The sequence below is a fragment of the Micrococcus sp. 140720015-1 genome, from assembly GCF_053627595.1.
The window spans coordinates 127,882-152,119 of the sequence record NZ_JBSEYC010000006.1 but is presented as its reverse complement, the minus strand read 5'-3'; the positions used below and the strand labels follow the sequence as shown (position 1 = coordinate 152,119).

At 73.5% G+C, this 24,238-nt stretch carries 20 protein-coding genes; 8 read left to right on the top strand and 12 right to left on the bottom strand.

Annotation, left to right across the window (positions count from 1 at the left end):
* Positions 1-44 precede the first annotated feature (44 nt).
* Entirely contained in the window at positions 45-1,334 is a 1,290-nt protein-coding gene (locus ACUXPL_RS11290; protein ID WP_454183923.1) for a M20 metallopeptidase family protein, read from the top strand.
* Here ACUXPL_RS11290 and acs read toward each other — a convergent pair.
* Positions 1,283-3,487: an acetate--CoA ligase gene (gene acs / locus ACUXPL_RS11285; RefSeq protein ID WP_454183921.1), complete on the bottom strand. Its 2,205-nt coding sequence runs from the start codon at positions 3,485-3,487 to the stop codon at positions 1,283-1,285. The two genes, ACUXPL_RS11290 and acs, sit on opposite strands and share 52 nt — an antisense overlap.
* A 211-nt stretch (positions 3,488-3,698) precedes the next feature.
* Between acs and ACUXPL_RS11280 the strand changes: the two genes are divergently transcribed.
* On the top strand, positions 3,699-4,955 hold the full coding sequence (locus ACUXPL_RS11280) for an acyl-CoA dehydrogenase family protein (RefSeq protein ID WP_454183919.1): 1,257 nt from the start codon (positions 3,699-3,701) through the stop codon (positions 4,953-4,955).
* Positions 4,956-4,986: 31 nt separating this feature from the next.
* Here the strand turns inward: ACUXPL_RS11280 and ACUXPL_RS11275 are convergent, their stop codons facing one another.
* Genes ACUXPL_RS11275 through ACUXPL_RS11265 form a run of 3 tightly spaced genes read right to left on the bottom strand, consistent with a single transcriptional unit; the run spans position 4,987 to position 7,717 of the window.
* Positions 4,987-5,856 carry an ABC transporter permease gene (locus ACUXPL_RS11275; protein WP_454183917.1) on the bottom strand — a complete coding sequence of 290 codons (870 nt, stop codon included), beginning with the start codon at positions 5,854-5,856 and terminating at the stop codon, positions 4,987-4,989.
* The gene (locus ACUXPL_RS11270) at positions 5,853-6,872 is read right to left on the bottom strand and encodes an aliphatic sulfonate ABC transporter substrate-binding protein (protein ID WP_454183915.1); all 1,020 of its coding nucleotides are present in this window, start codon (positions 6,870-6,872) and stop codon (positions 5,853-5,855) included. Before ACUXPL_RS11270 ends, ACUXPL_RS11275 begins: the two co-directional genes overlap by 4 nt.
* The gene (locus ACUXPL_RS11265) at positions 6,869-7,717 is read right to left on the bottom strand and encodes an ABC transporter ATP-binding protein (RefSeq protein ID WP_454183913.1); all 849 of its coding nucleotides are present in this window, start codon (positions 7,715-7,717) and stop codon (positions 6,869-6,871) included. Before ACUXPL_RS11265 ends, ACUXPL_RS11270 begins: the two co-directional genes overlap by 4 nt.
* A gap of 496 nt (positions 7,718-8,213) precedes the next feature.
* On the opposite strand from ACUXPL_RS11265, the gene ACUXPL_RS11260 reads away from it, so the two are divergent.
* From ACUXPL_RS11260 to ACUXPL_RS11250, 3 genes are read left to right on the top strand one after another with little or no spacing between them, the layout of a single operon-like run.
* Positions 8,214-9,635, top strand: a complete 1,422-nt coding sequence (locus ACUXPL_RS11260) for an LLM class flavin-dependent oxidoreductase (RefSeq protein ID WP_454183911.1) — start codon at positions 8,214-8,216, stop codon at positions 9,633-9,635.
* Between the two features lie 58 nt (positions 9,636-9,693).
* Entirely contained in the window at positions 9,694-10,404 is a 711-nt protein-coding gene (locus tag ACUXPL_RS11255; protein WP_454183909.1) for a Tat (twin-arginine translocation) pathway signal sequence, read from the top strand.
* Positions 10,401-11,147 (top strand): hypothetical protein, encoded by a 747-nt coding sequence (locus ACUXPL_RS11250; protein WP_454183907.1) that lies wholly within the window; start codon positions 10,401-10,403, stop codon positions 11,145-11,147. Before ACUXPL_RS11255 ends, ACUXPL_RS11250 begins: the two co-directional genes overlap by 4 nt.
* A 63-nt stretch (positions 11,148-11,210) precedes the next feature.
* Here ACUXPL_RS11250 and ACUXPL_RS11245 read toward each other — a convergent pair whose 3' ends face one another.
* The 4 genes from ACUXPL_RS11245 to purS form a co-directional block, all read right to left on the bottom strand.
* On the bottom strand, positions 11,211-11,591 hold the full coding sequence (locus ACUXPL_RS11245; protein WP_454183905.1) for a YtxH domain-containing protein: 381 nt from the start codon (positions 11,589-11,591) through the stop codon (positions 11,211-11,213).
* Positions 11,592-11,832: 241 nt separating this feature from the next.
* Positions 11,833-14,139, bottom strand: coding sequence for a phosphoribosylformylglycinamidine synthase subunit PurL (purL, locus tag ACUXPL_RS11240; RefSeq protein WP_454183903.1), 2,307 nt, complete (start codon positions 14,137-14,139; stop codon positions 11,833-11,835).
* A complete protein-coding gene (gene purQ, locus ACUXPL_RS11235) occupies positions 14,136-14,930 on the bottom strand; it encodes a phosphoribosylformylglycinamidine synthase subunit PurQ (RefSeq protein ID WP_454183901.1) in 795 nt (264 codons plus the stop codon). Before purQ ends, purL begins: the two co-directional genes overlap by 4 nt.
* Positions 14,927-15,193, bottom strand: a complete 267-nt coding sequence (gene purS, locus ACUXPL_RS11230) for a phosphoribosylformylglycinamidine synthase subunit PurS (protein ID WP_180536795.1) — start codon at positions 15,191-15,193, stop codon at positions 14,927-14,929. The genes purQ and purS overlap by 4 nt, the downstream gene beginning before the upstream one ends.
* Positions 15,194-15,369: 176 nt before the next feature.
* On the opposite strand from purS, the gene ACUXPL_RS11225 reads away from it, so the two are divergent.
* Entirely contained in the window at positions 15,370-15,534 is a 165-nt protein-coding gene (locus ACUXPL_RS11225) for a hypothetical protein (protein ID WP_454183898.1), read from the top strand.
* Positions 15,531-15,977 (top strand): YchJ family protein, encoded by a 447-nt coding sequence (locus ACUXPL_RS11220; protein ID WP_454183896.1) that lies wholly within the window; start codon positions 15,531-15,533, stop codon positions 15,975-15,977. The genes ACUXPL_RS11225 and ACUXPL_RS11220 overlap by 4 nt, the downstream gene beginning before the upstream one ends.
* 37 nt (positions 15,978-16,014) lie before the next feature.
* On the opposite strand, the gene ACUXPL_RS11215 is transcribed toward ACUXPL_RS11220, so the two are convergent.
* The 3 genes from ACUXPL_RS11215 to ACUXPL_RS11205 form a co-directional block, all read right to left on the bottom strand.
* On the bottom strand, positions 16,015-16,170 hold the full coding sequence (locus ACUXPL_RS11215; RefSeq protein WP_010079551.1) for a hypothetical protein: 156 nt from the start codon (positions 16,168-16,170) through the stop codon (positions 16,015-16,017).
* A gap of 191 nt (positions 16,171-16,361) precedes the next feature.
* On the bottom strand, positions 16,362-18,221 hold the full coding sequence (locus ACUXPL_RS11210; RefSeq protein WP_454183894.1) for an alpha/beta hydrolase: 1,860 nt from the start codon (positions 18,219-18,221) through the stop codon (positions 16,362-16,364).
* Positions 18,222-18,316: 95 nt separating this feature from the next.
* A complete protein-coding gene (locus tag ACUXPL_RS11205) occupies positions 18,317-19,387 on the bottom strand; it encodes a 3-methyladenine DNA glycosylase (RefSeq protein ID WP_454183892.1) in 1,071 nt (356 codons plus the stop codon).
* Between the two features lie 266 nt (positions 19,388-19,653).
* Between ACUXPL_RS11205 and ACUXPL_RS11200 the strand changes: the two genes are divergently transcribed.
* Positions 19,654-22,638, top strand: coding sequence for a S8 family serine peptidase (locus ACUXPL_RS11200; protein WP_454183890.1), 2,985 nt, complete (start codon positions 19,654-19,656; stop codon positions 22,636-22,638).
* Between the two features lie 245 nt (positions 22,639-22,883).
* Here ACUXPL_RS11200 and ACUXPL_RS11195 read toward each other — a convergent pair whose 3' ends face one another.
* Positions 22,884-24,170 (bottom strand): aspartate kinase, encoded by a 1,287-nt coding sequence (locus ACUXPL_RS11195; protein ID WP_430754230.1) that lies wholly within the window; start codon positions 24,168-24,170, stop codon positions 22,884-22,886.
* Between the last annotated feature and the right edge of the window lie 68 nt (positions 24,171-24,238).

Here is a 24,238-nt window from a genome sequence, read left to right as displayed (position 1 = left end):
CGCGATCCGGGTGGGCCGGCGGGACGCCACGGCATGATGTCCTGATGGACCGCGCCGCCCCCACCCCGCCCGCGAACGCCCTCGCCCCGGACCTGCCGGAGGACATCGCCCGGGAGGCGATCGCCTTCCGCCGCCTCCTCCACGGGCATCCGGAGCTGGACCTGCACCTGCCCCGCACCCAGGCCGCCGTCCTCGAGCGGCTCGAGGCCCTGCGCGCTGAGGCGGGGGAGGACGCCGCCACCCGCCGCCCCGCGCTGGAGACGAGCGTGGGCCGGGCGCTGAGCTCCGTCGTCGTGGTGCTGCGCGGCGGGGCCCCGCTGCCGGAGGGGGCCCGGCGGCCGGTCGTGCTGCTGCGGGGGGACATGGACGCCCTGCCCGTCACGGAGGAGACCGGGCTGGAGTACGCCCCCGCCGTGCCGGGCACCATGCACGCCTGCGGTCACGACCTGCACACCGCCGGCCTCTACGGTGCGCTGGCCTGGCTGGTGCGCCGTCGCGGGGAGCTCACCGCCGACGTGGTGGCCATGTTCCAGCCCGGGGAGGAGACCGGCGGCGGCGCCCTGCACATGATCCAGGAGGGACTGCTGGAGGCGGCCGGGCGACCGGTGGACGCCGCCTATGCGATCCATGTCTCCTCGGGCACGTACCCGCGCGGCGTCCTGCTCAGCCGCCCGGGGGCGATCCAGGCCGGCTGCGACGACCTGGTGGTGACGGTGCACGGCCGAGGCGGGCACGGCTCCGTGCCGCACTTCGCCCTGGATCCGGTGCCCGTGGCCGCCGAGATGGTGCTGGCGCTGCAGTCCGTGGTCACCCGGCAGTTCGACGCCTTCGACCCGGTGGTCGCGACCGTCGGGCACCTGAGCGCGGGCACGGCGGCCAACATCATCCCGGACAGCGCCACCCTCGCCCTCACCCTGCGGACCTTCTCCGCGCCCGCCCGAGCCCGGCTGCGCGCGGCCGTGGAGCGCATGGTGCACGGGATCGCCGCGGCGCACGGCATGAGCGCCCAGGTCCGGACGGACTGCGCGTTCCCGGTGACGGCCAACGACGCGGACGCGGTGGCCTTCGTCCGCCGGACCGTGGAGGACCTCTACGGGGCCGACGCCTACCGGGAGCTGTCCGAGCCCGAGCCCGGCAGCGAGGACTTCTCCGAGGTCCTCCAGCGGGTGCCCGGCGCCTACGTCCTGCTCGGGGCGGTCCCGGAGGGCGTGGCCCCGGACGAGGCCCCGGTCAACCACTCCCCGCAGGCCGTGTTCGACGACGCCGCGGTGCCGCGGGCCGCTCAGGTGCTGGCCGAGCTGGCGCTGCGGACGGCGCCGGTGCCGGCGTCCTGAGCGCGGCGGCCGGCCCGGAGCACCTCGGCGATCTGCCCGACGCACGGCTCGTTCTGCAGGCTCGTGGTGTCCCCGAGCGCGGTGCCCTGGTGCAGCTGCGTCAGCAGCCGCCGCATGATCTTGCCCGAGCGGGTCTTGGGCACGTCGGGGACGAAGACCACCTCGGCGGGCTTGGCCACCGGCCCGATCACCCGCCCCACGTGCCGCCGCAGCTCCTCGGCGCGGTCGGCGGCGGAGGCGCCGGGGCCGTCGGCGCCGGCCAGCCAGCCCTCGTGCGCCACCACGAAGGCGACGGCGGCGTGCCCGGTGGTCTCGTGCGGCACGGGGCACACGCCCGCCTCGATCACCTCGGGGTGCGCCACGAGGGCGGACTCGATCTCGATGGTGCTCAGCCGGTGCCCGGAGATGTTGATGACGTCGTCCACGCGGCCGAGGATCCAGACGTCGCCGTCCTCGTCCCGCTTGGCGCCGTCGCCGGCGAGGAACCAGCCCGCCTCGCCCTGGTCCGCGTAGTCCTCCCAGTACGAGTGGAAGTAGCGGGCCGGGTTCCGCCACACGGTCCGGGCCATCGACGGCGAGGTGCGGGTGACCACGATCCGGCCCTGCAGGCCCTCGGGCGTGGGGGCGCCGTCGTCGTCGACCACGGCCACGTCCACCCCCGGCAGGGGCCGGGAGCCGCAGCCCGGCTTGAAGGCCGTGTCCGTGGGGCGCGGGGAGAGCACGGTGGCGCCGGTCTCGGACTGCCACCACGTGTCCACCATCGGCAGGTCCGGGGTGCCCCGGCCGATCTGGGTGCGGGCCCACGTCCAGGCCTCCGGGTTCACGGACTCGCCCACGGTGCCGATCAGGCGGATCGAGGACAGGTCCGGGCCGCCGTCCGCGTGCGCCGGGATCCCGTCCGGATGCCAGCCCTTGAGCGAGCGGATCAGGGTGGGCGCCGTGTAGTAGCTCGTCACCCGGTAGCGCTCGATCACCTCGAAGTGCCGGCCCGGGTGCGGGGCGTTCGGCACGCCCTCGTAGATCACCTGCGTGACCCCGTTCGAGAGCGGACCGTAGATCTCGTAGGTGTGCGCGGTGACCCAGGCCAGGTCCGCGGTGCACCAGTGGACGTCGTCGTCGCGCCGCGCCGGGTCCGGGTGGGAGAACAGGAAGTCGTGCGTCCACGAGGCCGCGGCGAGGTACCCGCCGGAGGTGTGCACGAGCCCCTTGGGCTGTCCCGTGGTGCCGGAGGTGTACATGATGAACAGCGGGTGCTCCGCGTCGAAGGCGCGCGGGGTGTGGGTGTCCGGCTGGCGGTCCACGACGTCGTGCCACCACAGGTCCCGGCCCTCGGTCCACGGGATGTCCCGGTGGCCCGTGCGGTCCAGGACGAGGACGTGCTCGATCGCGTTGTTCCCGGACACGGCCTCGTCCGCGTTGGCCTTCACGGGGACGGCGGCGCCGCGGCGGAACTGGCCGTCGGTGGTGACGAGTAGCTTGGCGCCCGTGTCCTCGACGCGGAACCGCAGCGCCTCCGCCGAGAACCCGCCGAACACGAGCGAGTGCACGGCGCCGATCCTCGCGCACGCCAGCGTGATGACGATCGTCTCCACGAGCACGGGCAGGTACACGACGACGCGGTCGCCCGCCTCGATGCCCAGCTCCTCGAGGGCGTTCGCGGCCTGGGCGACCTCGCGCTGCAGCTGCGCGTAGGTGACGGCGCGGCGGTCGCCGGGCTCGCCCTCGAAGTACAGGGCGACCTTCTCCCCGCGCCCCGCCGCCACGTGCCGGTCCACGCAGTTCACGGCCACGTTCAGGGTGCCGTCCTCGTACCAGCGGATCTCCGGGCCGCGCTCGGCGGCCGGGTCCGGGGCGGTGAGGGAGCGCGTCCGGGTGAAGGGCCGCTCCCAGCTCAGACGTCGGCCGGCCGCCTCCCAGAACGCGAGCCGGTCCGCCTCGGCCACCGGACGGCCGTCGCCGCGCCCGCCGTGCAGCCGGTCCGTCGGGCGACCGGGGTGGACGTCCGGGTCGGCGGCGTCGACGAGCGCCTGCGGGAGGGGGCCGGGCAGCGTCGCGAGGGCCGCGGCGGGCACGCCGTCGTTCGGTCCGCGGACGGCCCCGGAGGCGCCCTCCTCGGCCGGGTCGGTGCGGGCGGGGTCCTCGGTGGGCGTCATGGGCGGCGGTTCCTCCTGGTCGGCGGGTCCGACCAGGGTAGGGACGACGATGACGGCGCCGCGCCCGCCGTCGTCACCGGCGGTCATGCTCGGCCCGCCGGGGCCCCGCGGGCGTCCGGCGCGGGCCAGGGCGACGGCGGCCGGTGTGGACCCCGTCCCACGGCCGGGGCGTCCCGGCCGCCGGGCCGCCCGCGCGTGTCAGAGTAGGTCCATGACCACCTACGCCACCCTCGCCGCCCGGTACGCCGACGCCTTCGACTCCGTCGCCCACGGCGAGCGGGCCCGCGAGGCGGGTCGGCACCTGCCGTTCGCCGCGCTCGGGGAGCTGCAGGCCGCCGGGTTCGGCAAGGTCGGCGTCCCCGTGGACGCGGGCGGCGAGGGCGGCGGCAGCGAGACCGTGCTGCGCCTGCTCATGGATCTGGCCGCCCGGGACGTGAACACCGCGCACGTCTGGCGCTCCCACCTCGTGTTCATCGCCACGGCCATGGACCAGGCGCCCGCCCGCCGGGAGCGGTGGCTGCGGCACATCGTCGCGGGGGACTGGGCCGGCTCCGCCCTGGCCGAACGCGCCGGCGGGGCCGCGCCGGGCCGCGCCGCCACCCTGGCCAGCCGGGACGAGGGCGGCACCTGGGTCGTGCGGGGGCAGAAGTACTACGCGACCGGCTCGGCCTTCGCCACGTGGACCGCCGCAACCGTGGGCATCGAGGGGGCGGACCTCGTCTCCCGCCGGAACTCGAAGCGGGCCGGGGGCGCGGTCCGCGAGCCGGACCGGGCCGTCGCCGTCGTGCGCGTGCGTCAGCCGCGCGTGGGCATCAAGGACGACTGGGACGGGTTCGGCCAGCGCCTGACCGCCACCGGGTCCGTGGTGCTCGACGACGCCGCGGCCGAGGAGCTGCTCGAGGTGCCGCGGCAGGACGGGCCGGTGCCCGTGCTCATGGAGGCGACCCTGCTGGCGCTGCAGGCCGGGATCGGTCGGGCGGCGCTCACGGAGGGCACGCAGCTGCTGCGGCAGCGGCGCCGCACCTTCAACACCGGCACGGCCGCGCTGCCCAAGGACGACCCGCAGCTCCTCGAGATCATGGGGCAGCTGGCCGGGCGGCAGGCCGCGGCCGAGCTGATGGTGCGCGAGATCGGGCGTCTGCTCGACGAGGGGGAGGACCGTGCCGACGGGGCCGGCCCGGCGGAGGCCGACGTCGTGGCGGCGTCCGCCGAGGCGATGGCCGCCGCGTACCGGGCCCAGGCCGTGGTGCCGGAGGCCGTCCTCGAGGTGTGCACCCGCATCTTCGACACGCTCGGCGCGTCGGCGACGTCGGCCACGCTGCGGCTCGACCGGCACTGGCGCAACGCCCGCACCCTCGCCACCCACGACCCGGCGGCGTTCAAGGTGCGCATGGCCGGCGACTGGCTCGTGAACGGCACCCCGCCGACCGCGTACACGTCGGCCGGCGAGGCCCCCGAGGGGGACTGACCCGACGACCGGGCGGCCGGACGTGCCGGGCTCAGGCCCAGCGGCGCAGGGCCCGGCGCTCCAGCAGGCCGAGCAGCCAGTCGGTGAGCTTGCCGAGGACGGCGAGCAGGATGATCGCCAGGATCAGGCGGCCCGTGCGTCCGTTGTTCTGCGAGTCGGTGAGCAGGAAGCCCAGGCCCATCGAGGAGGCGATCAGCTCCGCGGCCACCAGGAACAGCCAGGCCTGGGCCAGGGCCAGCCGCAGGCCGGAGAACACGGCCGGCACCACGGCGGGCAGCTGCACCGTCCGCAGCAGGGACAGCCCGTGGTAGCCGAAGGCCCGCCCGGCCTCCACGAGGTGCGGGTCCACGTGGCGCAGGGCCGCGTAGACGGTGGTGAACACCGGGAAGAACGCGCCGATCGCGATGAGGGTGACCTTGGACTCCTCGCCGATCTGCATCCAGAGGATCAGCAGCGGCACCCAGGCCAGCGAGGGCACCGCGCGCAGCGCCCCGATCAGCGGGGCGAACAGCGCGTCCGCCCACCGGGACAGCCCGAGCGCGGACCCCACGGCCAGCCCGAGTGCGGCGCCGAGCAGGAAGCCCAGCAGCACGCGCTGAGTGGAGATGCCGACGTGCAGCCACAGGTCGCCCCGCTCCAGCAGGTTGACGCCGGCGCTCAGCACCGCGCCGGGGGAGGGCAGCTGCACCGCGGAGAGCAGCCCGGCGGCCGTCACCGCCCACCACAGCACCAGGAGGACGGCGGGCGCGGCCAGGCCCACCACCGCCCGGGCGCCGGGCCGGTCCAGCACCCGGGAGGAGCGCTGCCGTCGGCGCGCCCCCGTCTCCCCGTCGTCGTGACCCGACCGCTCGCGCGCCTCGGGGCCCGTCGTCGCGGCGGGGGTGGTCGGGGCGGTGCTCATCGGATGGCCTCCTCGGCGAAACGGGTGTCCAGGATGCTCGCCAGGGCGGCGTCCACCTGGTGCTGGTAGTCGACGGACCCGGTGTCGACCAGGATCCGTCCGACCCCCGTCAGGGCGTCGAGCAGCTCCTGGCCCGGCACGGGGCTGACGTCCGCGTTGGTGCGTTCGAGGATCACGGTGCGGGCGACGTCGGGAGAGATCTTCGCGGCCTCGGCCAGGATCTCGACGGTCTCGTCCGGGTGCTCGAGCGTCCAGGCGCGGGCGCGTTCGTACGTGTCCAGGACGGTCTGGGCGGTCTCCGGGTCCTCCTCGAGGAAGGACTCCGTGGCGTTGAGGACGGAGAACGTGTTCAGGGCGAGGTCGCGGTGCAGGAAGCGGGCGCCCTCGGCTTCGGCCTTGGCCATGATCGGGTCGAGCCCGGACCACGCGGCCACCGATCCGCCGGCGAGGGCGGCGCGGCCGTCGGCGTGCTGCAGGTTCTGGATCTCGACGTCGGCCGGGTCCACCCCGGCGGCCTCGAGCGCCTGCACGGCGAAGAAGTACGGGTCCGTCCCGCGCGTGGCGGCCACCGTGCGGCCCGCGAGCTGGGCGACGTCCGTGATGTCAGAGCCGGGCGGGACCATGAGCGCGGACCACTCCGGCCGCGAGGCGATGCCCACGATGCGCGTGGGCGCTCCGTTGGCCCGGTTCAGCAGCGCGGCCGAGCCGGCCGTCGACCCGATGTCCACGGAGTTCGACCGCAGGAGTTCGTTGGCCTTGTTGGAGCCGGCGGAGAACACCCAGTTCACCCGGACGCCGCGGGGCGCGAGCGTCTCCTCCAGCCATCCCTGGTGGCGGATCACGAGGGAGAGCGGGTTGTAGGTGGCGTAGTCGATGCTCAGCGTGTCCCGGTCATTCACCGGGCCGGCCCCCGCCTCACCCTGCAGGACGCATCCGCTCAGGCCCAGGGGCAGGGACGCGGCCAGCAGGCCGAGCGCCGTCCGGCGGGTCAGGCGGGCGGAGCCGGCGCCGCTCATCGGGCGTGGCTCTCGACGCCGAGGCCCTCGAGGAGCTCGGAGCGCAACTGGGCCAGGCGGGCGTCCGCGCGGTCGCGGGGCCGGGCCCCCGGCACGTCCACGATGCGCCCCACGGTCGCTCCGGGGCGGGCCGCGCCGTCGGGCGCGGGGACGTCACGGGCGAGCAGCAGCACGCGGTCGGCGAGCTGCAGGGCCTCCTCCACGTCATGGGTGATGAGCAGGACGGTGGTGCCGGTGGCGGCGTGCACGTCCAGCAGCAGGTCCTGCATCTTCAGGCGCGTCAGGGCGTCGAGGGCGCCGAAGGGCTCGTCGAGCAGCAGCACGCCGGGGCGGCGGGCCAGGGCGCGGGCGAGCGAGGCCCGCTGGGCCATGCCGCCGGAGACCTCCCGGGGGCGGTGCTCCGCGAAGGGCGCGAGGCCCACGAGCTCGAGCAGCTCCTGCACGCGGGACCGGCCCGCAGCGCGGTCCAGCCCCCGGGGCAGGCCGAGTTCCACGTTGCGGCGCAGGGTGCGCCAGGGCAGCAGGCGCGGCTCCTGGAAGCCGACGGCGGTGCGCTCGTCGTAGGGGCGCACGGGCGAGCCGTCGATCAGCAGCTCCCCGTCGAAGTCCGGGTCCAGGCCGGCCACGGCGCGCAGCAGCGTGGACTTGCCGCAGCCGGAGGCGCCGATCACGGCGAGCACCTCGCCGGGCGCCACGGTCAGGTCCACGTCGCGCAGGACGACGCGTGGTCCGTCCGCGGTGGGGAACGTGCGCCCGACGCCGCGGAAGACGACGTCGAGGCTGTGGCGGTCCTCGTCCCGGACCGGGGTGGAGGCGGTGGCACGGGAAGGCGCGTGCACGCTCATGGAGGGCTCCCATCGTCGCTTCGTCGTCGGTGTCGGCGCCGGACGGACACGGATGCCAGTAGACCACCGTGGGCCCGGTCGGCCGCGCGTTCGCCCGGCCGCCGGCGCCGGAGGGGTCACACGGGCGTCATACCGGGGGCGCCGCCGGTTCTGGCCCGGCCGGCCGTCACGGCCCGGGCCCAGCGCCGAGCCAGACGTTTCGGTCGTCTCCGCAGGGTGGAAACAGCAGATTTCTCTGGCTCAGCGCTGGGGCGTCACTGGCCCAGCGCTGGGTCGCCGCTGGGTCGCCGCAGGGCCGCCACCCACGGACGTGTCCTCCGTCACGGTCAGGGCATGTCACGAACCGGGCGCCGGACGCGTGGCCGGGCCCGGCAGGGCCGTCATGAACCCCTGGGCCGGACCGACTTCCACCGCCGGCCGCGTCGGCGTTGCATGGTGCGGAACCGTCGCCCGCCCGTCCGTGCCCCTGCGCCGGGCGGCCTTGGAAAGGAGACCCATGAGCACCGCCGAGAACGCTGGAGCCGGAGCACCCACCCGCCCGGACGAGCACCGCGAGATCCTCTTCAACGCATTCGACATGAACTGCGTCGCCCACCAGTCCCCGGGGCTCTGGCGTCACCCCGACGACCACGCCCGCGACTACAACACCCTGGGCTATTGGACGCACCTGGCGCAGACGCTGGAGAAGGGTCTGTTCGACGGCCTGTTCATCGCCGACGTCCTCGGCCCGTACTCCGTGTACGGCGGCACCTCCGAGGCCGCCATCAAGACCGGCGCGCAGACCCCCGTGAACGACCCGTTCCTGCTCGTCTCCGCGATGGCCGCGGTCACCGAGCACCTCGGCTTCGGCGTCACCGCCGGCACCGCCTATGAGCACCCCTACCCGTTCGCCCGCCGCCTCGCCACGCTCGACCACCTCACGGGCGGCCGCGTGGGCTGGAACGTGGTCACCGGATACCTGCCCTCCGCCGCCCAGAACATGGGCCAGGACGACCAGATGGAGCACGACGAGCGCTACGAGCACGCCGACGAGTACCTCGACGTCGTCTACAAGCTCCTCGAGGGCTCGTGGGAGGACGACGCCGTCGTCTATGACAAGGAGTCCGGCGTGTTCGCGGACCCGGCCAAGGTCCACGACATCGCCCACGAGGGCACGTGGTTCAAGGTCCCCGGCCACGCCGTCACCGAGCCGTCCGTGCAGCGCACTCCCGTGATCTACCAGGCCGGCGCCTCGACGCGCGGCCGCGCCTTCGCCGGCAAGCACGCCGAGGCCGTGTTCATCAACTCCCCCACGAAGGAGCTGGCGGCCGCCACCGTGAAGAAGATCCGCCAGGCCCTGGTGGACGCCGGCCGTGACCCGTACGACGTGAAGATCTTCGCGATGCAGACGATCGTCACCGGGGCCACCGACGAGGACGCGCGGGCCAAGTACGACGACCTGGCGCAGTACGTGGACCCGCTGGGCGGCCTCGTGCTCATGTCCGGCTGGATGGGCATCGACCTGTCCCAGTACGACCTGGACGAGCCGATCGGGGACGTGAAGTCGAACGCCATCCAGTCCGCCGTGGAGACCTTCCAGAAGGCCTCCGGCACGGACGAGGAGTGGACCGTGCGCAAGCTCGCCGAGTGGGTGGGCATCGGCGGCTTCGGCCCCGTGATCGTGGGCGGCGGCGAGTCCGCGGCCCGCCAGCTCGTCGAGTGGGCCGACGAGACCGACGTGGACGGCTTCAACCTCGCCTACCACATCACCCCGGGCACCTTCGAGGACATCGTGGAGTTCGTGGTCCCGGAGCTGCAGAAGCTGGGCCGCTACAAGACCGCGTACACGGACGGCACGCTGCGCCACAAGCTCTTCGGCCGCGGCGACCACCTGCCGCAGAACCACCACGGCGCCTCCTTCGCCCTGCGCCGCCGGTAGGGTGACGCCAGTGGCCGCGGCGCCCTGCCTCGGCCGGCAGCAGCCCCAGGAGGAGAACATGCAGCGCAGACGTGCCGTCCGCGCGGCCGGGCTCGGCGTCGTGGGCGCCCTGGCCCTGGCCGGGTGCGCATCCGAGCCGCAGTCGGCGGGGGAGGCCTGGCATCAGGCCCGCACCCAGTTGGACGAGGCCGAGACCGTCCGACTCGAGACCGCCTACACCACCGGCCGTCAGGGCCCGCAGTCGGTCCGCTGGGACATCGCCGGTCGGCTCGACGGCGGCGACGCCGAGTCGAAGGGCGTCATGCAGGTCGGCCGCGACTCGCACATCACCATGGAGTCCCGCCAGGTCGGCGAGGACCTCTTCGTGCGGGTCGACGTGGACGGGTCCGACGTCCCGGACGACGTCCAGATGATGTACTCCGACCCGCAGTGGCGCCGTGTCTCGGCCGGGGAGGGGCAGGAGCCGCCCCTGAAGTCCCTCCTCGACCAGGTGGGCTTCCCCGCGGCGGACGCCCTCGACGGCGCCGAGGTGCACGCCGAGGAGGTCGACTGGAACGGCGGCACGGCCTACCGCTACGCCGTGCCCGAGGAGGTCGCCGACGCGGCGATGGCCGAGGGCGACGCCACCCGGGTGCACTCCTTCACGGTGGACGACGACGGCGAGCTGGTCGCGCTCACCGTCGACGACGGCCGGGCCACCCAGCAGTACGCCCTGAGCGACTGGAACCAGATCGAGCCGGCCGAGGCGCCGGAGGAGGTGGCCGAGTGAGGCAGCGCCAGACCCAGACCCGCCGCACCCGCCGCGGCCTGTCCCTCGCCGCCGTCGGGGCGGCCGCCCTGCTGCTGACCGGCTGCGCCTCGGGCGACGACGCCCCCGGCGCCTGGGACCGCGCCCGCACCCAGCTCGAGGAGGCCGACTCCGTCCGCATGGTCACCGAGCTGCGGTCCGAGGCTCCGAGCAACGGCCGCGCGGTCCCGGACTCGGTGGACATCTCCGGTCCCGTGGACGGCTCGTCCATGCGGTACGTGTCCGTGTACAAGGACGACGGTCTGATCACCCGGGACGAGTCCCGGATCGTGGACGGCACCGCGTACTCCCGGTTCACGGTGGAGCGCGCCGGCGCGAGCGGCGAGGACCGCCCCGCCTATGTGGAGCGCTGGACCGCCACCCCGTACGAGAGCGATCCCCGCGCCACCGGCATGGGCGCGATGGTGAGCTCGCTGCTGGGCTCCCTGCCGGAGTCGGGCGGCCTGGACGACGTCGAGGCGGACGCGGACGGCATCCGCCGCAGCGGTCAGGACGCGATCCGCTACGTGCTGGACGAGCCCGTCTCGGGACCGCAGGAGGGCGTGGCGCTGACCGCGTTCACGGTGTCCAAGGAGGACGGCCGCCTGCTCACCGTGGAGACCGAGTCCGCCGGCACGAAGGCCGTGGTGACCCTGTCCGAGATGGGCGAGGTGGATCCGGTGCAGGCCCCGCCGGCCGATGAGGTCCTGACGGAGGACGGCTGACCCGGCCCACGACGACGGTGGCCCGCCTCCCCGAGGGGAGGCGGGCCGCCGTGTCTGCGCGGGTCAGCGCGTCTGCGGACCCTCGGCGCCCAGCGGGGTGGACGGGTCCGAGACGGTGTCCGGCTCGGCACCGTGGCTGGCCGCCGAGGTGACGTTGTCGTTGTTGGCCTCGGTCACGCGGTCGTCGCGGACGTCGTTCTTCTTGTCGTTGCCCTGCATGGCATCCTCCACCTTCGTCGTGGCCTTCTGCACCGGATCGGAGTTCTTCACCTCAGCGAACTTCTGCTGGGCGGTCTCCTGGACCTGGCCGACCTTCTCCTGGGTCTTGGGGTCGTTCCAGAGCTTCTGGGCGTTCTGGGTCATCTTCTCGAGGTTCTTGCGGCCCTCGGCGGAGCCGAGCAGGTAGCCGAGTGCGGCGCCGAGGCCCAGGGTGATGAGGCGCATGGGTGGTCTCCTTCGTGTGTCGGGACCGCGTCGACCCTCTTGGACGGGCCGGGCGGCGCGCTGGCGCGCTGTCCTGGGATCACTCTGGTCACCGGAGCCCGCCGCGTCAACGGTTGAGGCGCACGGCCGCATAGCCGCGGGCCGGTGGCGTTCGTCCCCACCGCCCCGCCCCACGACGACGGCCGCCCACCCCCGGGGGTGAGCGGCCGTCGTCGAGCCGGGGCCCGTGGGGCCCACGGGGTCAGCCGAAGTGCTTCGGCAGGGTGGCCTCCCAGGCCTCGCGCAGCTCCGTGATCGGCAGGGTGAAGGCGTCCTGGACCTCGAGGGCCGCGGAGTCGGCGTCCACCACGCCGATGCGCACGGCCGCGTAGCCGCGGGCCGTGGTCATGTCCGTGAACCGGACCTCCTCGGTGCGGGGCACGGCCACGACGGCGCGCGCTTGCGTCTCGGAGAACAGCGCGGTGAACAGGTCCACGCCGTCGCGGCGCAGCACCTCGTCCAGCACCACGCGGGCGCCCACGCCGAAGCGCAGCACCATCTCGGACAGGGTGGCCGCGAGGCCGCCGCCGGAGACGTCGTGGGCGGCGTCGATCATGCCGTCCCGGGACATGTTGACCAGCAGCTCGCCGAGCAGGCGCTCCTTCTTCAGGTCGACCTTCGGGGGCAGGCCGCCGAGGTGGCCGCGCAGGCGCGCGAACTCGGAGCCGTCCAGCTCGTCCCCGGTCTCGCCGAGCAGGTAGATCGCCTGGCCGTCCGCGTCCGGGGCGAAGCCGGACGGGGTGCGGCGCAGGACGTCGTCGAGCTGGCCGAGCACCGCCACCGTGGGGGTGGGGTGGATCGGGGTGCTGCCCGTCTGGTTGTACAGGGACACGTTGCCGCCGGTCACCGGGATGCCGAGGGTCTGGCAGCCGTCCGCCAGGCCGCGCACGGCCTCCGCGAACTGCCACATCACGTCCGGATCCTCGGGGGAGCCGAAGTTCAGGCAGTCGGAGACGGCCAGGGGCACGGCCCCGGCGGTGGTGACGTTGCGGTACGCCTCGGCCAGGGAGGCCTGCGCGCCCGTGTACGGGTCCAGGTAGGTGAACCGGTCGTTGCAGTCCGTGGCCAGGGCCACGCCCATGCCGGTCTCCTCGTCCACGCGCACCACGCCCGCGTCGTCCGGGGCCGCCAGGGCGGTGTTGCCGCGGACGTAGCGGTCGTACTGGCGGGTGATCCAGGAGGTGTCCGCCAGGTTCGGGGAGCTCATCAGCTCCACGACGGCGGCGCGCAGCTCCTCGCCCGTGGCGGGCAGGTGCTGACCGGCCTCGGAGGAGCGGAACGTGTCCGCCTGGAGCTCGTCCTGCCATGCCGGACGCGCGTACGGGCGCTCGTAGACCGGGCCGTCGTGGGCCACGGTGCGCGGGTCCACGTCGACGATGACCTCGCCGTCCCAGGTGATGATCAGGCGGCCGTCACCGGTGACCTGGCCCAGCCAGGAGTACTCGACGTCCCACTTGGCCATGACGGCCTCGAACGCGGCGACGTTCTCCGGAGTCACCACGGCCATCATGCGCTCCTGCGACTCGGACATGAGGATCTCGCCCGGGGTCAGCGTGGAGTCGCGCAGCAGCACGTCCGTCAGCTCCACGCGCATGCCGCCCTCGCCGTTGGAGGCGAGCTCGGAGGTGGCGCAGGAGATGCCGGCGGCGCCGAGGTCCTGGATGCCCTCGACGAGGGAGTCGCGGAACAGCTCGAGGCAGCACTCGATGAGCACCTTCTCGGAGAAGGGGTCGCCGACCTGCACCGAGGGGCGCTTGGCGGGCTTGCCGTCGCCGTCGAAGGACTCGGAGGCCAGCACGGAGGCGCCGCCGATGCCGTCACCGCCGGTGCGGGCGCCGAACAGGACCACCTTGTTGCCCACGCCGGAGGCGTTGGCCAGGCGCAGGTCCTCGTGCTTGAGCACGCCCACGGCGAGGGCGTTGACGAGCGGGTTGCCCTGGTAGATCGGGTCGAAGCGGGTCTCGCCGCCGATGTTCGGCAGGCCCAGGGAGTTGCCGTAGCCGCCGATGCCGGCCACCACGCCGTGGAACACGCGGGCGGTGTCCGGGTGGTCGATCGCGCCGAAGCGCAGCGGGTCCATCACGGCCACCGGGCGGGCGCCCATGGAGATGATGTCGCGCACGATGCCGCCGATGCCCGTGGCCGCGCCCTGGTAGGGCTCCACGTAGGAGGGCGAGTTGTGGGACTCGACCTTGAACGTCACGGCCCAGCCGTCACCGAGGTCGGTCACGCCGGCGTTCTCGCCGATGCCCACCATCATGTGCTGCTTCATCTCGTCGGTGAGCTTGTCGCCGAACTGGCGCAGGTGCACCTTCGAGGACTTGTACGAGCAGTGCTCGGACCACATGACCGAGTACATGGCCAGCTCGGCCGCGGTGGGGCGGCGGCCGAGGATCTTCTTGATCTCGGCGTACTCGTTCTCCTTCAGGCCCAGCTCGGCCCAGGGCTGCTCGACGTCCGGCGTCGCCTGGGCGTCCGCGACCGTCTCGATGTTGAACTGCTGGCTCATGCATGGCCTCCACGGCTGGCGAGGGTGGTCAGGGCGGACGTGAAGAAGCCGAGGCCGTCCACGCCGGAGCGGGGGCCGGCGGCGGTGTCCGGGCCGAAGCCCGGCTCCACGGCGTGCTCCGGGTGCGGCATCAGACCGACGACGTTGCCGGCCGGGTTCGCGATGCCCGCGATGTCCCGGCGCGAGCCGTTCGGGTTCCAGCCCTGATAGCGGAACACCACGCGGCCCTCGGCCTCGAGGGCGTCGAGGGTCGTCTCGTCCGCCACGTACTGGCCGTCCTGGTTCTTCAGGGGCACGGTGATGGTCTGGCCCTGCTCGAAGTCGCGGGTCCACACGGTCTCCGTGCTCTCCACGACCAGCTCCTGGTCGCGGCAGATGAAGTGCAGGTGGTCGTTCTTGACCATCGAGCCCGGCAGCAGATGCGACTCGGTGAGGATCTGGAAGCCGTTGCAGATGCCGAGCACCGGCAGGCCGTCCGCGTCGCCCTCGGGGCCGCCGGCCGCCGTCGCCACCGCGTCCATCATGGGGGCGAAGCGCGCGATCGCGCCGGCGCGCAGGTAGTCGCCGTAGGAGAAGCCGCCCGGGATCACGACGGCGTCCACGCCGGCGAGCGTCCGCTGCGGGTCCGCGTCGGCGTGCCACAGGGAGACGGGCTCGGCGCCGGCGAGGCGGACGGCGCGCAGCGCGTCCACGTCGTCCAGGGTGCCGGGGAAGGTGATGACGCCGATGCGCGCGCCGCTGAGCGGCGTCGTCGGCGTCGAGTAGTCGCCGATGAGGGGGAGCTCGGTCATCGGGCGCCCTCGACCTCGTCCAGGACGGCCACGTTCACGACGTCCTCGATGACGGGGTTGGACAGCATCTCCTCGGCGGCCGTGCGGGCCTGGGCGAGGATCTCGTCGGTGACCTCGCCCTCCACGGTGAGCTCGAAGCGCTTGCCCTGGCGGACCTGGCTGAACTCGGTGAAGCCGAGGCGGGGCAGGGCCCCGTTGATCGCCTTGCCCTGCGGATCGAGGATCTCGGGCTTGGGCATGACGTCGACGACGATGATGGGCATGAACACGCTCCTGGGTGCGGGACGATGCCGCGGAGCAGGACGGTGTAGATGCCGTCTCACGCCCGGCCCGGGGCGCTCCGCGTGCTTGCCCGCCCAGTCTACTCGGCCGCCCGGACGCGGGATCGTGGGTGTGATGGGGGCGCCACGCGGCAGCCGGCCCGGCGTAGCCTGGCGGCATGAGACCTCAGCAGACCCGTGTGTCCCCGCTCGGCCGCCGTCGGCCGATCAGCCCGCTCGGCCCCGCGCTGCTCGCCGCGGCGGCCGGCGTCGTGCTGACGGGAGTGCGCCGCATCAAGGCCCGGTCCGCCCGGCGTCGCGCGGCCGGGTGCCCGCGCCGGTGACCCGTCCCGAGCCTTGCCCCTGCGGGTCCGGAGCCGGGCTCGCGACGTGCTGCGGTTGCCGGCACGCGCGTTTCGCCCAGGACGGCGCCCTGACCGCGCCCACCGCCGAGGCGCTCATGCGCTCCCGGTACACGGCGTTCGCGCGGCTGGGCGAGGCCGGGCCGGCAGAGGCCCGGGCGATGGCCGAGTACCTCGCCGCGACCTGGGTTCCCGAGCACCGGCCCACCGTGGCCGAGCTGCTGCCGGCCGCGGGGGAACAGGCGCCGCGGTTCACCCGCCTGGCGGTGCTGGACGTGCGGGACGGCGGGCCGTTCCAGGACGCCGGGACCGTGGAGTTCGTGGCCGTCGGCGCGGGGGCCGAGGGGCGGTTCCGACTCCATGAGGTCAGCCGGTTCCGCCGTGAGGACGGGGTCTGGCGCTACGTGGACGGCGACGTGCGCTGAGGCCGGGGCGCGTCGGACCGCGGCCGGCAGTGACGCGTCAGAAGGCCGAGAAGATCCCGGCACCCACGCTGAGGACCAGGCCCAGGATGGCGATCCACGCCACCAGGGTGACGATCGGACGGGGGCGACGCGGGGCGTCGTCGTGCCAGTCCACGCCCTCCAGCTCCGGAGGGGTGCGCAGCTCTCGATCCATGGCCCCAGCCTCTCACGCCCCGCGCCGCCCCGGGCTCAACGCGGGTTGACTTGTCACGGGTGCTGGGCGCTCTAACCCGCGACAACCCAACCCGCGTTGCAGGGCCTCCCCGGGCGCGACGACGGCCCGGCGTCTCCGCGGGGGAGTCGCCGGGCCGTCGGGGGCGGATCGGGTTCCGGGTGCCCGGGCCGTCAGTCCTCCAGGAAGGCCTCGACGTCCGGGGTCACCGCGCGGGAGTCGATCAGCTGACGCTCGATCGCGTCGTGGGTGATGCGGTTGGCCTCGCGCACGGCGTCGGTGCGCATCGAGATCTTGATGTCGCCCTTGTGGGTCGGGGTCCCGGCCACCTGGACCGGCTGGGTCTCGAGCGGGAGCGGGACGGCGTCGCACAGCGACTTCTCGGCCGGCTGGGCGCCGGTCAGGAAGTAGTCACGGATGGGCGCGTCCACGCACTCGGTGCCGTACGGGAACAGGCCGTGGGTGCCCTCGTTGTCCACGGAGATGAGGGACGTGTTGCGCAGCACGCCGGCGGCGCGGTGGCCGCCCTCGTACGGGGTCGCCGCGTCCAGCTCGGACTGCACGATCACGGTGTTCGGGGCCGACTTGCCGCCGGGCTGGGAGGGCATGGAGGTCTGGGCGGGCCAGTACATGCACTCCGACGGGCCCATCAGCACACCGATCCACGGGGCCTTGCGGCCGAGGTCGTCCACCCACGAGGTCCAGTAGCCCTGCGAGGTGTTCCACTGGCCGTCCTGGCACCGGATCGCCGAGAACGCGCCCTCGAAGGTGACGGCGTCACCGGTCTGGGTGGCGGCGACGAGCTGCTCGCGCTCGCCCACGGTCTCCAGGCCGCGGGCGGCGAAGCGATCGAAGGAGTCGCGCTCCTCGGCCGGCAGCGACGCACGGGCCTCGGCCAGGATGCGCTCGATCTGGGTGCGCTGCCCCGCGGGGTCCGTGGCCGCGGCCTCGGACTCCATGATGCGGATGTAGGCGGCGATGACGGACCCGGCGTCGAGGTACTGGGACGTGTCGTACATGGCAGGCAGCAGGAACGAGCCGGCGACGATCACGCCGAGCTGCGTGCGGGTGCCGCCCGCGTCCTCCCAGCGCTGCCGGATCTGCATCGGGTCGTCGCCGAGGCCGAAGATCTCGTCGTGCCGGGCCACGTAGGGGAGCATCGCGTCCTGGAACTGACGGTCGCGGGAGCGCGGCTGCAGGTCCCAGGTGGTCTGGAGGCCGTCGCGGGAGATGTCCACGGCGGAGTCCAGCAGGAACCGGTGCGCGTGCTGGGGGAACACGCGCTGGTACCAGCTGCCCAGCCACGTGCCGTACGAGTAGCCGATGTAGGAGGTCTTCTCCTCGCCCAGGACGGCGCGGATGAAGTCCATGTCGTACACGGTCTGCTCGGTGGTGATGTACGGGGTGAGCTCGTTCTCGAGGCACGCGTCGACCTGGGCCTTCGTGTCCTGCCACACGTCGTGCTCGGGGTTCGGCGTGTAGGTGCACTCCAGGGCGGTGGACTGGCCCACGCCGCGGGGGTCGAAGCCGATGAAGTCGTACTGCTCGGCGAGCTCCGGGGCGCGCTCGGCCATGGCAGGCCCCCAGGGCAGGCCGGAGCCGCCCGGGCCGCCGGGGTTGACCAGCGCGATGCCCTGGCGCTCCGGGTTGCCCTTCGAGGTCTCGGTCTTGGCCACGCGCAGGGTGATGGTGTGGCCGTCCTCGGGGTTCTTCCAGTCGCGGGGCACCGTGACGTCGGCGCACGCGGTGCCGGGGATCGCGCTGAACCGGGCGTTGAGGCTCTCGCTGCCGAAGTCGCAGGCCTCCCAGTCCAGCGTCTGGCCCACGAGGTGCGGCGCGAGCGCGGCGGCGTCGTTGACCTTGTTGCCGCGCGTGGCGGAGAGGTCGTTGGAGCGGGCCTGGCCCTGCGTCGCGGACCCGTTGCCGTTGCCGGGCGCGGAGAGCGCGGGGGCGGCGGCCGTGACGGCGAGCGAGACGGCCGCGACGGCGGCGGCGAGCGTGGTGCGGCGGCGAGCTGGAACGGTTCTGATCACGTCAGGTCCTCGAGTCGTTCGGTGCGGAGAGGGCCGGGGCGGTCACCGGATGACGCGAGTGATGCGCCTCACAGCCTGTATAGCGGCCATCCTAATCATGGACGCGCGCTGGAAATCCACTCGGCGTCCGGCCCGGTCCCGGGGGCCGCCCCCACGGCCGCGTCCAGCACCGCCAGCAACCGCGCCCGCAACGCCTGGCCCCGCGCGGCGAACTCGCGCTGTCGCCGCGCGTACTCGGCACGCCCGGCCGGCTCCTCGATCCGCACGGCCGCGTAGCCGCCGCGCCCGTCGGAGAGGTCGTCCACCCCGGTCAGGTCGTACGGCGAGGCCTCCATGTCCAGCCGGCGGATGTCCCACGCGAGGTCGAAGCAGTCCGCGAGCAGGTCCGAGTCGACCACCGGCACCAGCTTGTACGCCCACTTGTACAGGTCCATCCCCGCGTGCAGGCAGCCGGGCTGCTCCATCTCCCGCATCCCGGCGCGCGTGGGCAGGACGCCGTCGTCGCCCTCGTTGCGGTCGCGGGCCTCGGGTGCGAAGAACCGGAACGCGTCGAAGTGCGTGCACCGGATCCGCGAGCCCTCCACCACCGCGTCCGTCCCCCCGGCCCCGAGTCGCAGCGGCAGCTGGGAGTGTCGCACCCCGTGCACGTCCGAGCGGTACGCCATCGCCCACTCGTGCAGCCCGAAGCAGCCCAGGCGCGGCGCCCGCTCCGCCGTGCGCGCGAGCAGGTCCCGCGTGAACGCCACCCCCGACGCGCGGTCGGCCAGCACCGCCGCCACGTCCACCAGCCAGCCGCCCACCGCGCGGCCGTCGACGACGGCGCCCGCCACCTCGCCGGCCTCGACGCGCCGGTAGTGCTTCCACTCGCCCCGTGGGGTCGTGCCCAGCTCGGCCGCCTCTGCACGGGCCGCGGCGCCGTCGTCGTCCGCGAGGAGGACCCCCGGCCCGGGGTGCCAGCGCTGCAGTGCGGCAGGGGAGTGCGTGTAGTAGCCGAAGAGGAAGTCCTGCACCGGGTGCTTCTGGCCGCGCATCCGCAGGGCCACCAGCGGGTCCGTGCGTCGGGCGATGCGCTCGCGGTGCGCCCGCGCGTGGGCCCGCCACACGTCGGCGGGCAGGGCGACGACGGCGGTCGGCGGGGACGCGGGGGCGGTGCGTGGCTCGGGCATGGCCCCACCATCCTCCCCCGTGGCGCTCCTCATGGGCGAGCGGGTCCGCGACGCCGACGCGGGGAGCGCGCCCCGGCGGCCCTTATTCGACGGTCCTGGACGTTGCCTGACAAAGATCTGGTCAAACGCCCTACCGGACGGTAGATTGCACGTGTCTCGCTGTGGCGCCCATCACATGGGCGCCGATCTCCCCGTCCCCCGGCGCCATCCCCGCCGGCGTGCCACGGGCGAGAGCTGGGCGGACCTTGATGAGAAAGGCGGAGGCAATGCCTCAGAACCCCACCCCTGCCCGGCGCCGTCGGGCCCTGGCCGCGGCCGTCGCCGGCGCGAGCCTCGTGGCCGCTCCCGCGCTCGCGGTCCCGGCCACCGCCGTCGAACTGCCCGACGGCAGCACCGTCTCCAGCCCGCAGGGCGAGGTGCAGGTCCAGCAGCAGTTCGAGGACGGCCGCTACTTCGTGGTCCTGAAGGACCAGCCGTCGGTGACCGCCCCCGAGGCCGGCGCCGTTCCGGGCGCCGCCCCGAAGGCGAAGTTCGACCCCTCGCACCCGCGCGTGAAGAACTACGAGGCCAAGCTCCAGCGCCAGCAGGCGAAGGTCGCGAAGGCCCACGGCGCCAAGTCCGAGATCTCCTTCCAGCGCGCCGTGAACGCGTTCGTCGCCGAGCTGACCGCCGAGGAGGCCCAGGCGATCGCGAAGGACCCGGCCGTGCTCGGCGTCGCACCGGACGAGCAGGTGGCCCCGGACTACAGCTCCACCGAGTTCCTCGGCCTGCCCGGCAAGAAGGGCACCTGGAAGTCCGTGTACGGCAAGGCGGAGAACGCGGGCAAGGGCGTGGTGGTCGGCGTCATCGACTCCGGCATCCACCCGGACAACCCGTTCATCGACGGCCAGCCCGTCCAGCCGCTGAAGGGCAAGGCCAAGGTCGGCGTGCCCTACCGCACCGCGGACGGCCAGATCACCGTGCTCAAGGCGGACGGCACCACCGCCACGGCCGACTGCGAGACCGGCCCGGACTTCCCGGCGTCGTCGTGCGACTCCAAGCTGATCGGCGCCTACGCCTTCTCCGACGACTTCGAGCGCTTCGTCCCGGTGGACGAGCGGGCCCCGGAGGAGCGCATCTCCCCGCTGGGCGTGTTCTCCCACGGCACCCACGTGGCCACCACCATCCTCGGCAACACCGGGGTGGAGCAGACCATCAACGGCGACTCCTTCGGCGAGGGCGCGGGCGTGGCCCCGGCCGCCCACCTGATCTCCTACAAGATCTGCTGGGAGGACACCGACCCGGACACCGGCGGCTGCTACACCTCCGCCTCCGTGGCCGCCGTCGAGCAGGCCATCGAGAACAACGTGGACGTGCTGAACTACTCGATCTCCGGCTCCAACACCTCGATCGTGGACCCGGTGGCCATGGCCTTCAAGTCCGCCGCCGAGGCCGGCATCTTCGTGGCCGCCTCCGGCGGCAACTCCGGCCCCGGCCCCAACACCGTGAACCACGGCTCCCCGTGGCTGACCACCGTGGCCGCGGAGACGTTCTCCAACGAGCTCACCGCCACCGTGCAGTTCTCCGACGGCACGCAGCTCCGCGGCGCCTCCTCGGCCCGCACCGGCGTGGGCCCGGCCGAGGTCATCCACGCGTCCGAGGTCGCCGCCGGCGACGCCGAGGCCGCGCGTCTCTGCCTGCCCGGCGGGCTCACCGAGGAGGCCGCCGGCAAGATCGTGCTCTGCGAGCGCGGCGTGAACGCCCGCACCGAGAAGTCGCAGGTGGTGGAGGAGGCCGGCGGCGTCGGCATGATCCTCGTGAACACCCCGTCCGGCTCGCTGGACGCGGACATCCACGCGGTGCCGACCGTGCACATGAACGACAACGGCGTGATCGAGAAGGTGAAGTCCTCCGACCTCACCGCCACGATCGTCCCGGGCGACACCACCGGCCTGCCGGAGGACCCGCTTCCCCAGATCGCCGGCTTCTCCTCTCGCGGCCCGGCCAACGCCGTGAACCAGGAGCTCCTGAAGCCCGACCTCGCCGCCCCCGGCGTGAACGTGATCGCCGGCGTCTCCCCGCTGGACCCCGACTACCACGGCAACACGTTCGGCCTGATGTCCGGCACGTCCATGGCCTCGCCGAACCTGGCCGGCATGGCCACGCTGCTGATCGGCAAGTACCCGGCGTGGTCCCCGATGGCCGTGAAGTCCGCCCTCATGACCACCGCCGGCGACGTGTACAACGCCGACGGCACCGTGAACACGGACAACTTCGCCACGGGCGCCGGCTCCGCCGATCCGGCCGCCGCCGCCCGTCCGGGCCTGGTCTACGACTCCGGCAAGGAGCAGTGGGACGCGCTGCTGCGCGGCGACATCGCCGGCCGTGACGTGAACGCCCCGTCCCTGGCGATCCCCGACGTCGTCGGCTCGGCCACCGTGACCCGCACCGTGACCGCCCTGGAGAACGGCCGCTGGCAGTTCTCCGCGAACGTGCCCGGTTTCGAGGTGACCGCCTCCCCGGCCGTGCTGGACCTGAAGGCCGGCCAGTCCGCCGACGTCGAGCTGACCGTCACCCGCACCGACGCCGCGGTGAACACCTGGACCCACGGCTCCATGTCCTGGACCACCGCCAAGGGCAAGGCCGTCCCGGAGGTGACCTCCCCGGTCACCGTGAAGGCGAAGTCCGCGACCGTCACCTCCGCCGTCGAGGGCTCCGGCGCCACCGGCTCCGCCGACGTGGAGATCACCCCCGGCATGACCGGTGAGCTGACCCCGCAGGTCCTGGGCCTGGGCAAGGTGGACTCCACCGTGGCCGCCGCCACCGCGAGCAACTCGCTCGTGTCCAGCGCACTCGCCGTGTCCACGGTGACCGTGGAGGAGGGCACCAAGTCCCTGGCGGCCTCGATCAACGCGGGCGCCGCCGGCGCCGACTGGGACCTGTACGTGATCACCCCCGAGGGCAAGCAGCTCTCCCGGGCGACCGCGGCCGAGTCCGAGACGCTGACGATCGCCGACCCCGCCCCGGGCGCCTACACCGTGGTCGGCCACCTGTACGCGGCCAACGGCGGCAAGGACACCGGCACCCTCGAGACACTCAAGCTGCGCGAGGACGCGGGCAACCTCACCGTCTCCCCGAACCCGGTCCCCGTGACCTCGGGCAAGGCCACCGAGGCGACCCTCTCCTGGTCCGGCCTGACCTCGGGCACCTGGAAGGGCCTCGTCACCTGGGACGCGGGCGTCACGACCGACGTGACCGTCCAGGTCCCGTGACCGCCGACCCCCTCCGTCCTCGCTGACGGAACGGGAGGAACCGCCCGCACGACGCCGGCCCCGCACCTTCACGCTGAAGGTGCGGGGCCGGCGTCGTGGTGGGTGGGGGAGGGGGGAGGGTGGAAGCGCCCCCGCCCCCTCGCTTTCGAACGTGGGATAGGCCCTATCTCACGTTCGACAGCGCCCATTCGCCCGATTTCACGTTCGAAAGTCGCCCGGGTGGTGGGGCAGGGGCGGGTGCGGCGTCAGCGGCCGGTGCCGCCGTAGACCGTGGCCTCCTCCTCGGCGTCGAGGCCGAAGGCGGCGTGCACGGCGCGGACGGCGTCGTCGAGCTTGCTCTCGGCGGTGACCACGGAGATGCGGATCTCCGAGGTGGAGATGAGGTCCACGTTCACGCCGGCGTCGGCGAGGGCCTTGAAGAAGGTGGCGGAGACGCCCGGGTTGGAGCGCATGCCCGCACCGATCAGCGAGAGCTTGCCGATCTCCGGGTCCGAGACGATGTCCTGGAAGCCGATCCGGTCCTGGGCGGCGCGCAGGGCGGCCATGGCGTCCTTGCCCTCCACGATCGGCAGGGTGAAGGAGATGTCCGTGCGACCCGAGCCCTCGCGGGAGATGTTCTGCACGATCATGTCGATGTTCACGTTGGACACGGCGATCACGCGGAAGATCTCGGCGGCCTTGCCGGGCACGTCGGGGACGCCGACGATCGTGACCTTGCCCTCGGAGCGGTCGTGGGCGACGCCGGAGACGATGGGCTGTTCCATGGGAGCGCCTTCCTGAAGGGTGATGGTGTCGTTCGGGTCGGGCATGATCCAGGTGCCCTCGTGGTCGGAGAAGGAGGAGCGCACGTGCAGCGGCACGCCGAAGCGGCGCGCGTACTCCACGGAGCGCAGGTGCAGCACCTTGGATCCGGAGGCCGCCATCTCGAGGGTCTCCTCGGACGAGAGCTCGGTGAGCTTGCGGGCGGTCGGCACGACGCGCGGGTCGGCCGAGTAGACGCCGTCCACGTCCGTGTAGATCTCGCACACGTCCGCGCCGAGCGCGGCGGCGAGGGCGACGGCGGTGGTGTCCGAGCCGCCGCGGCCCATGGTGGTGATGTCCTTGGACTCGGGGCTCATGCCCTGGAATCCGGCCACGATGGCCACGCGGCCGGTGTCGAGGGCCTCCTGCACGCGGTGGGGGTTGACCTTGACGATCCGGGCCCGGCCGTACGAGGTGTCCGTCAGCATGCCGGCCTGGGAGCCGGTGTAGGAGCGGGCCTCGACGCCCTCGGCGTGGATCGCCATCGCCAGCAGGGACATGGAGATGCGCTCGCCGGCCGAGAGCAGGATGTCCATCTCGCGCGCGGGCGCGTCCTGGGTGAGCTCGGCGGCGAGGTCGAGCAGCTCGTCCGTGGTGTCGCCCATGGCCGAGACCACGACGCACACGCGGTTCCCGGCCCGTACCGTGTCCGCTACGCGGCGGGCCACGCGCTGGATGCCGGCGGCGTCGGCCACGGAGGAGCCGCCGAACTTCTGGACGATGAGACTCATGGGTCGCTCCGGACAGGGTCGAGGGTCGGTTTGGGCCAAGTCTAGGGGCGCGCACCCGCGCGGGTCCG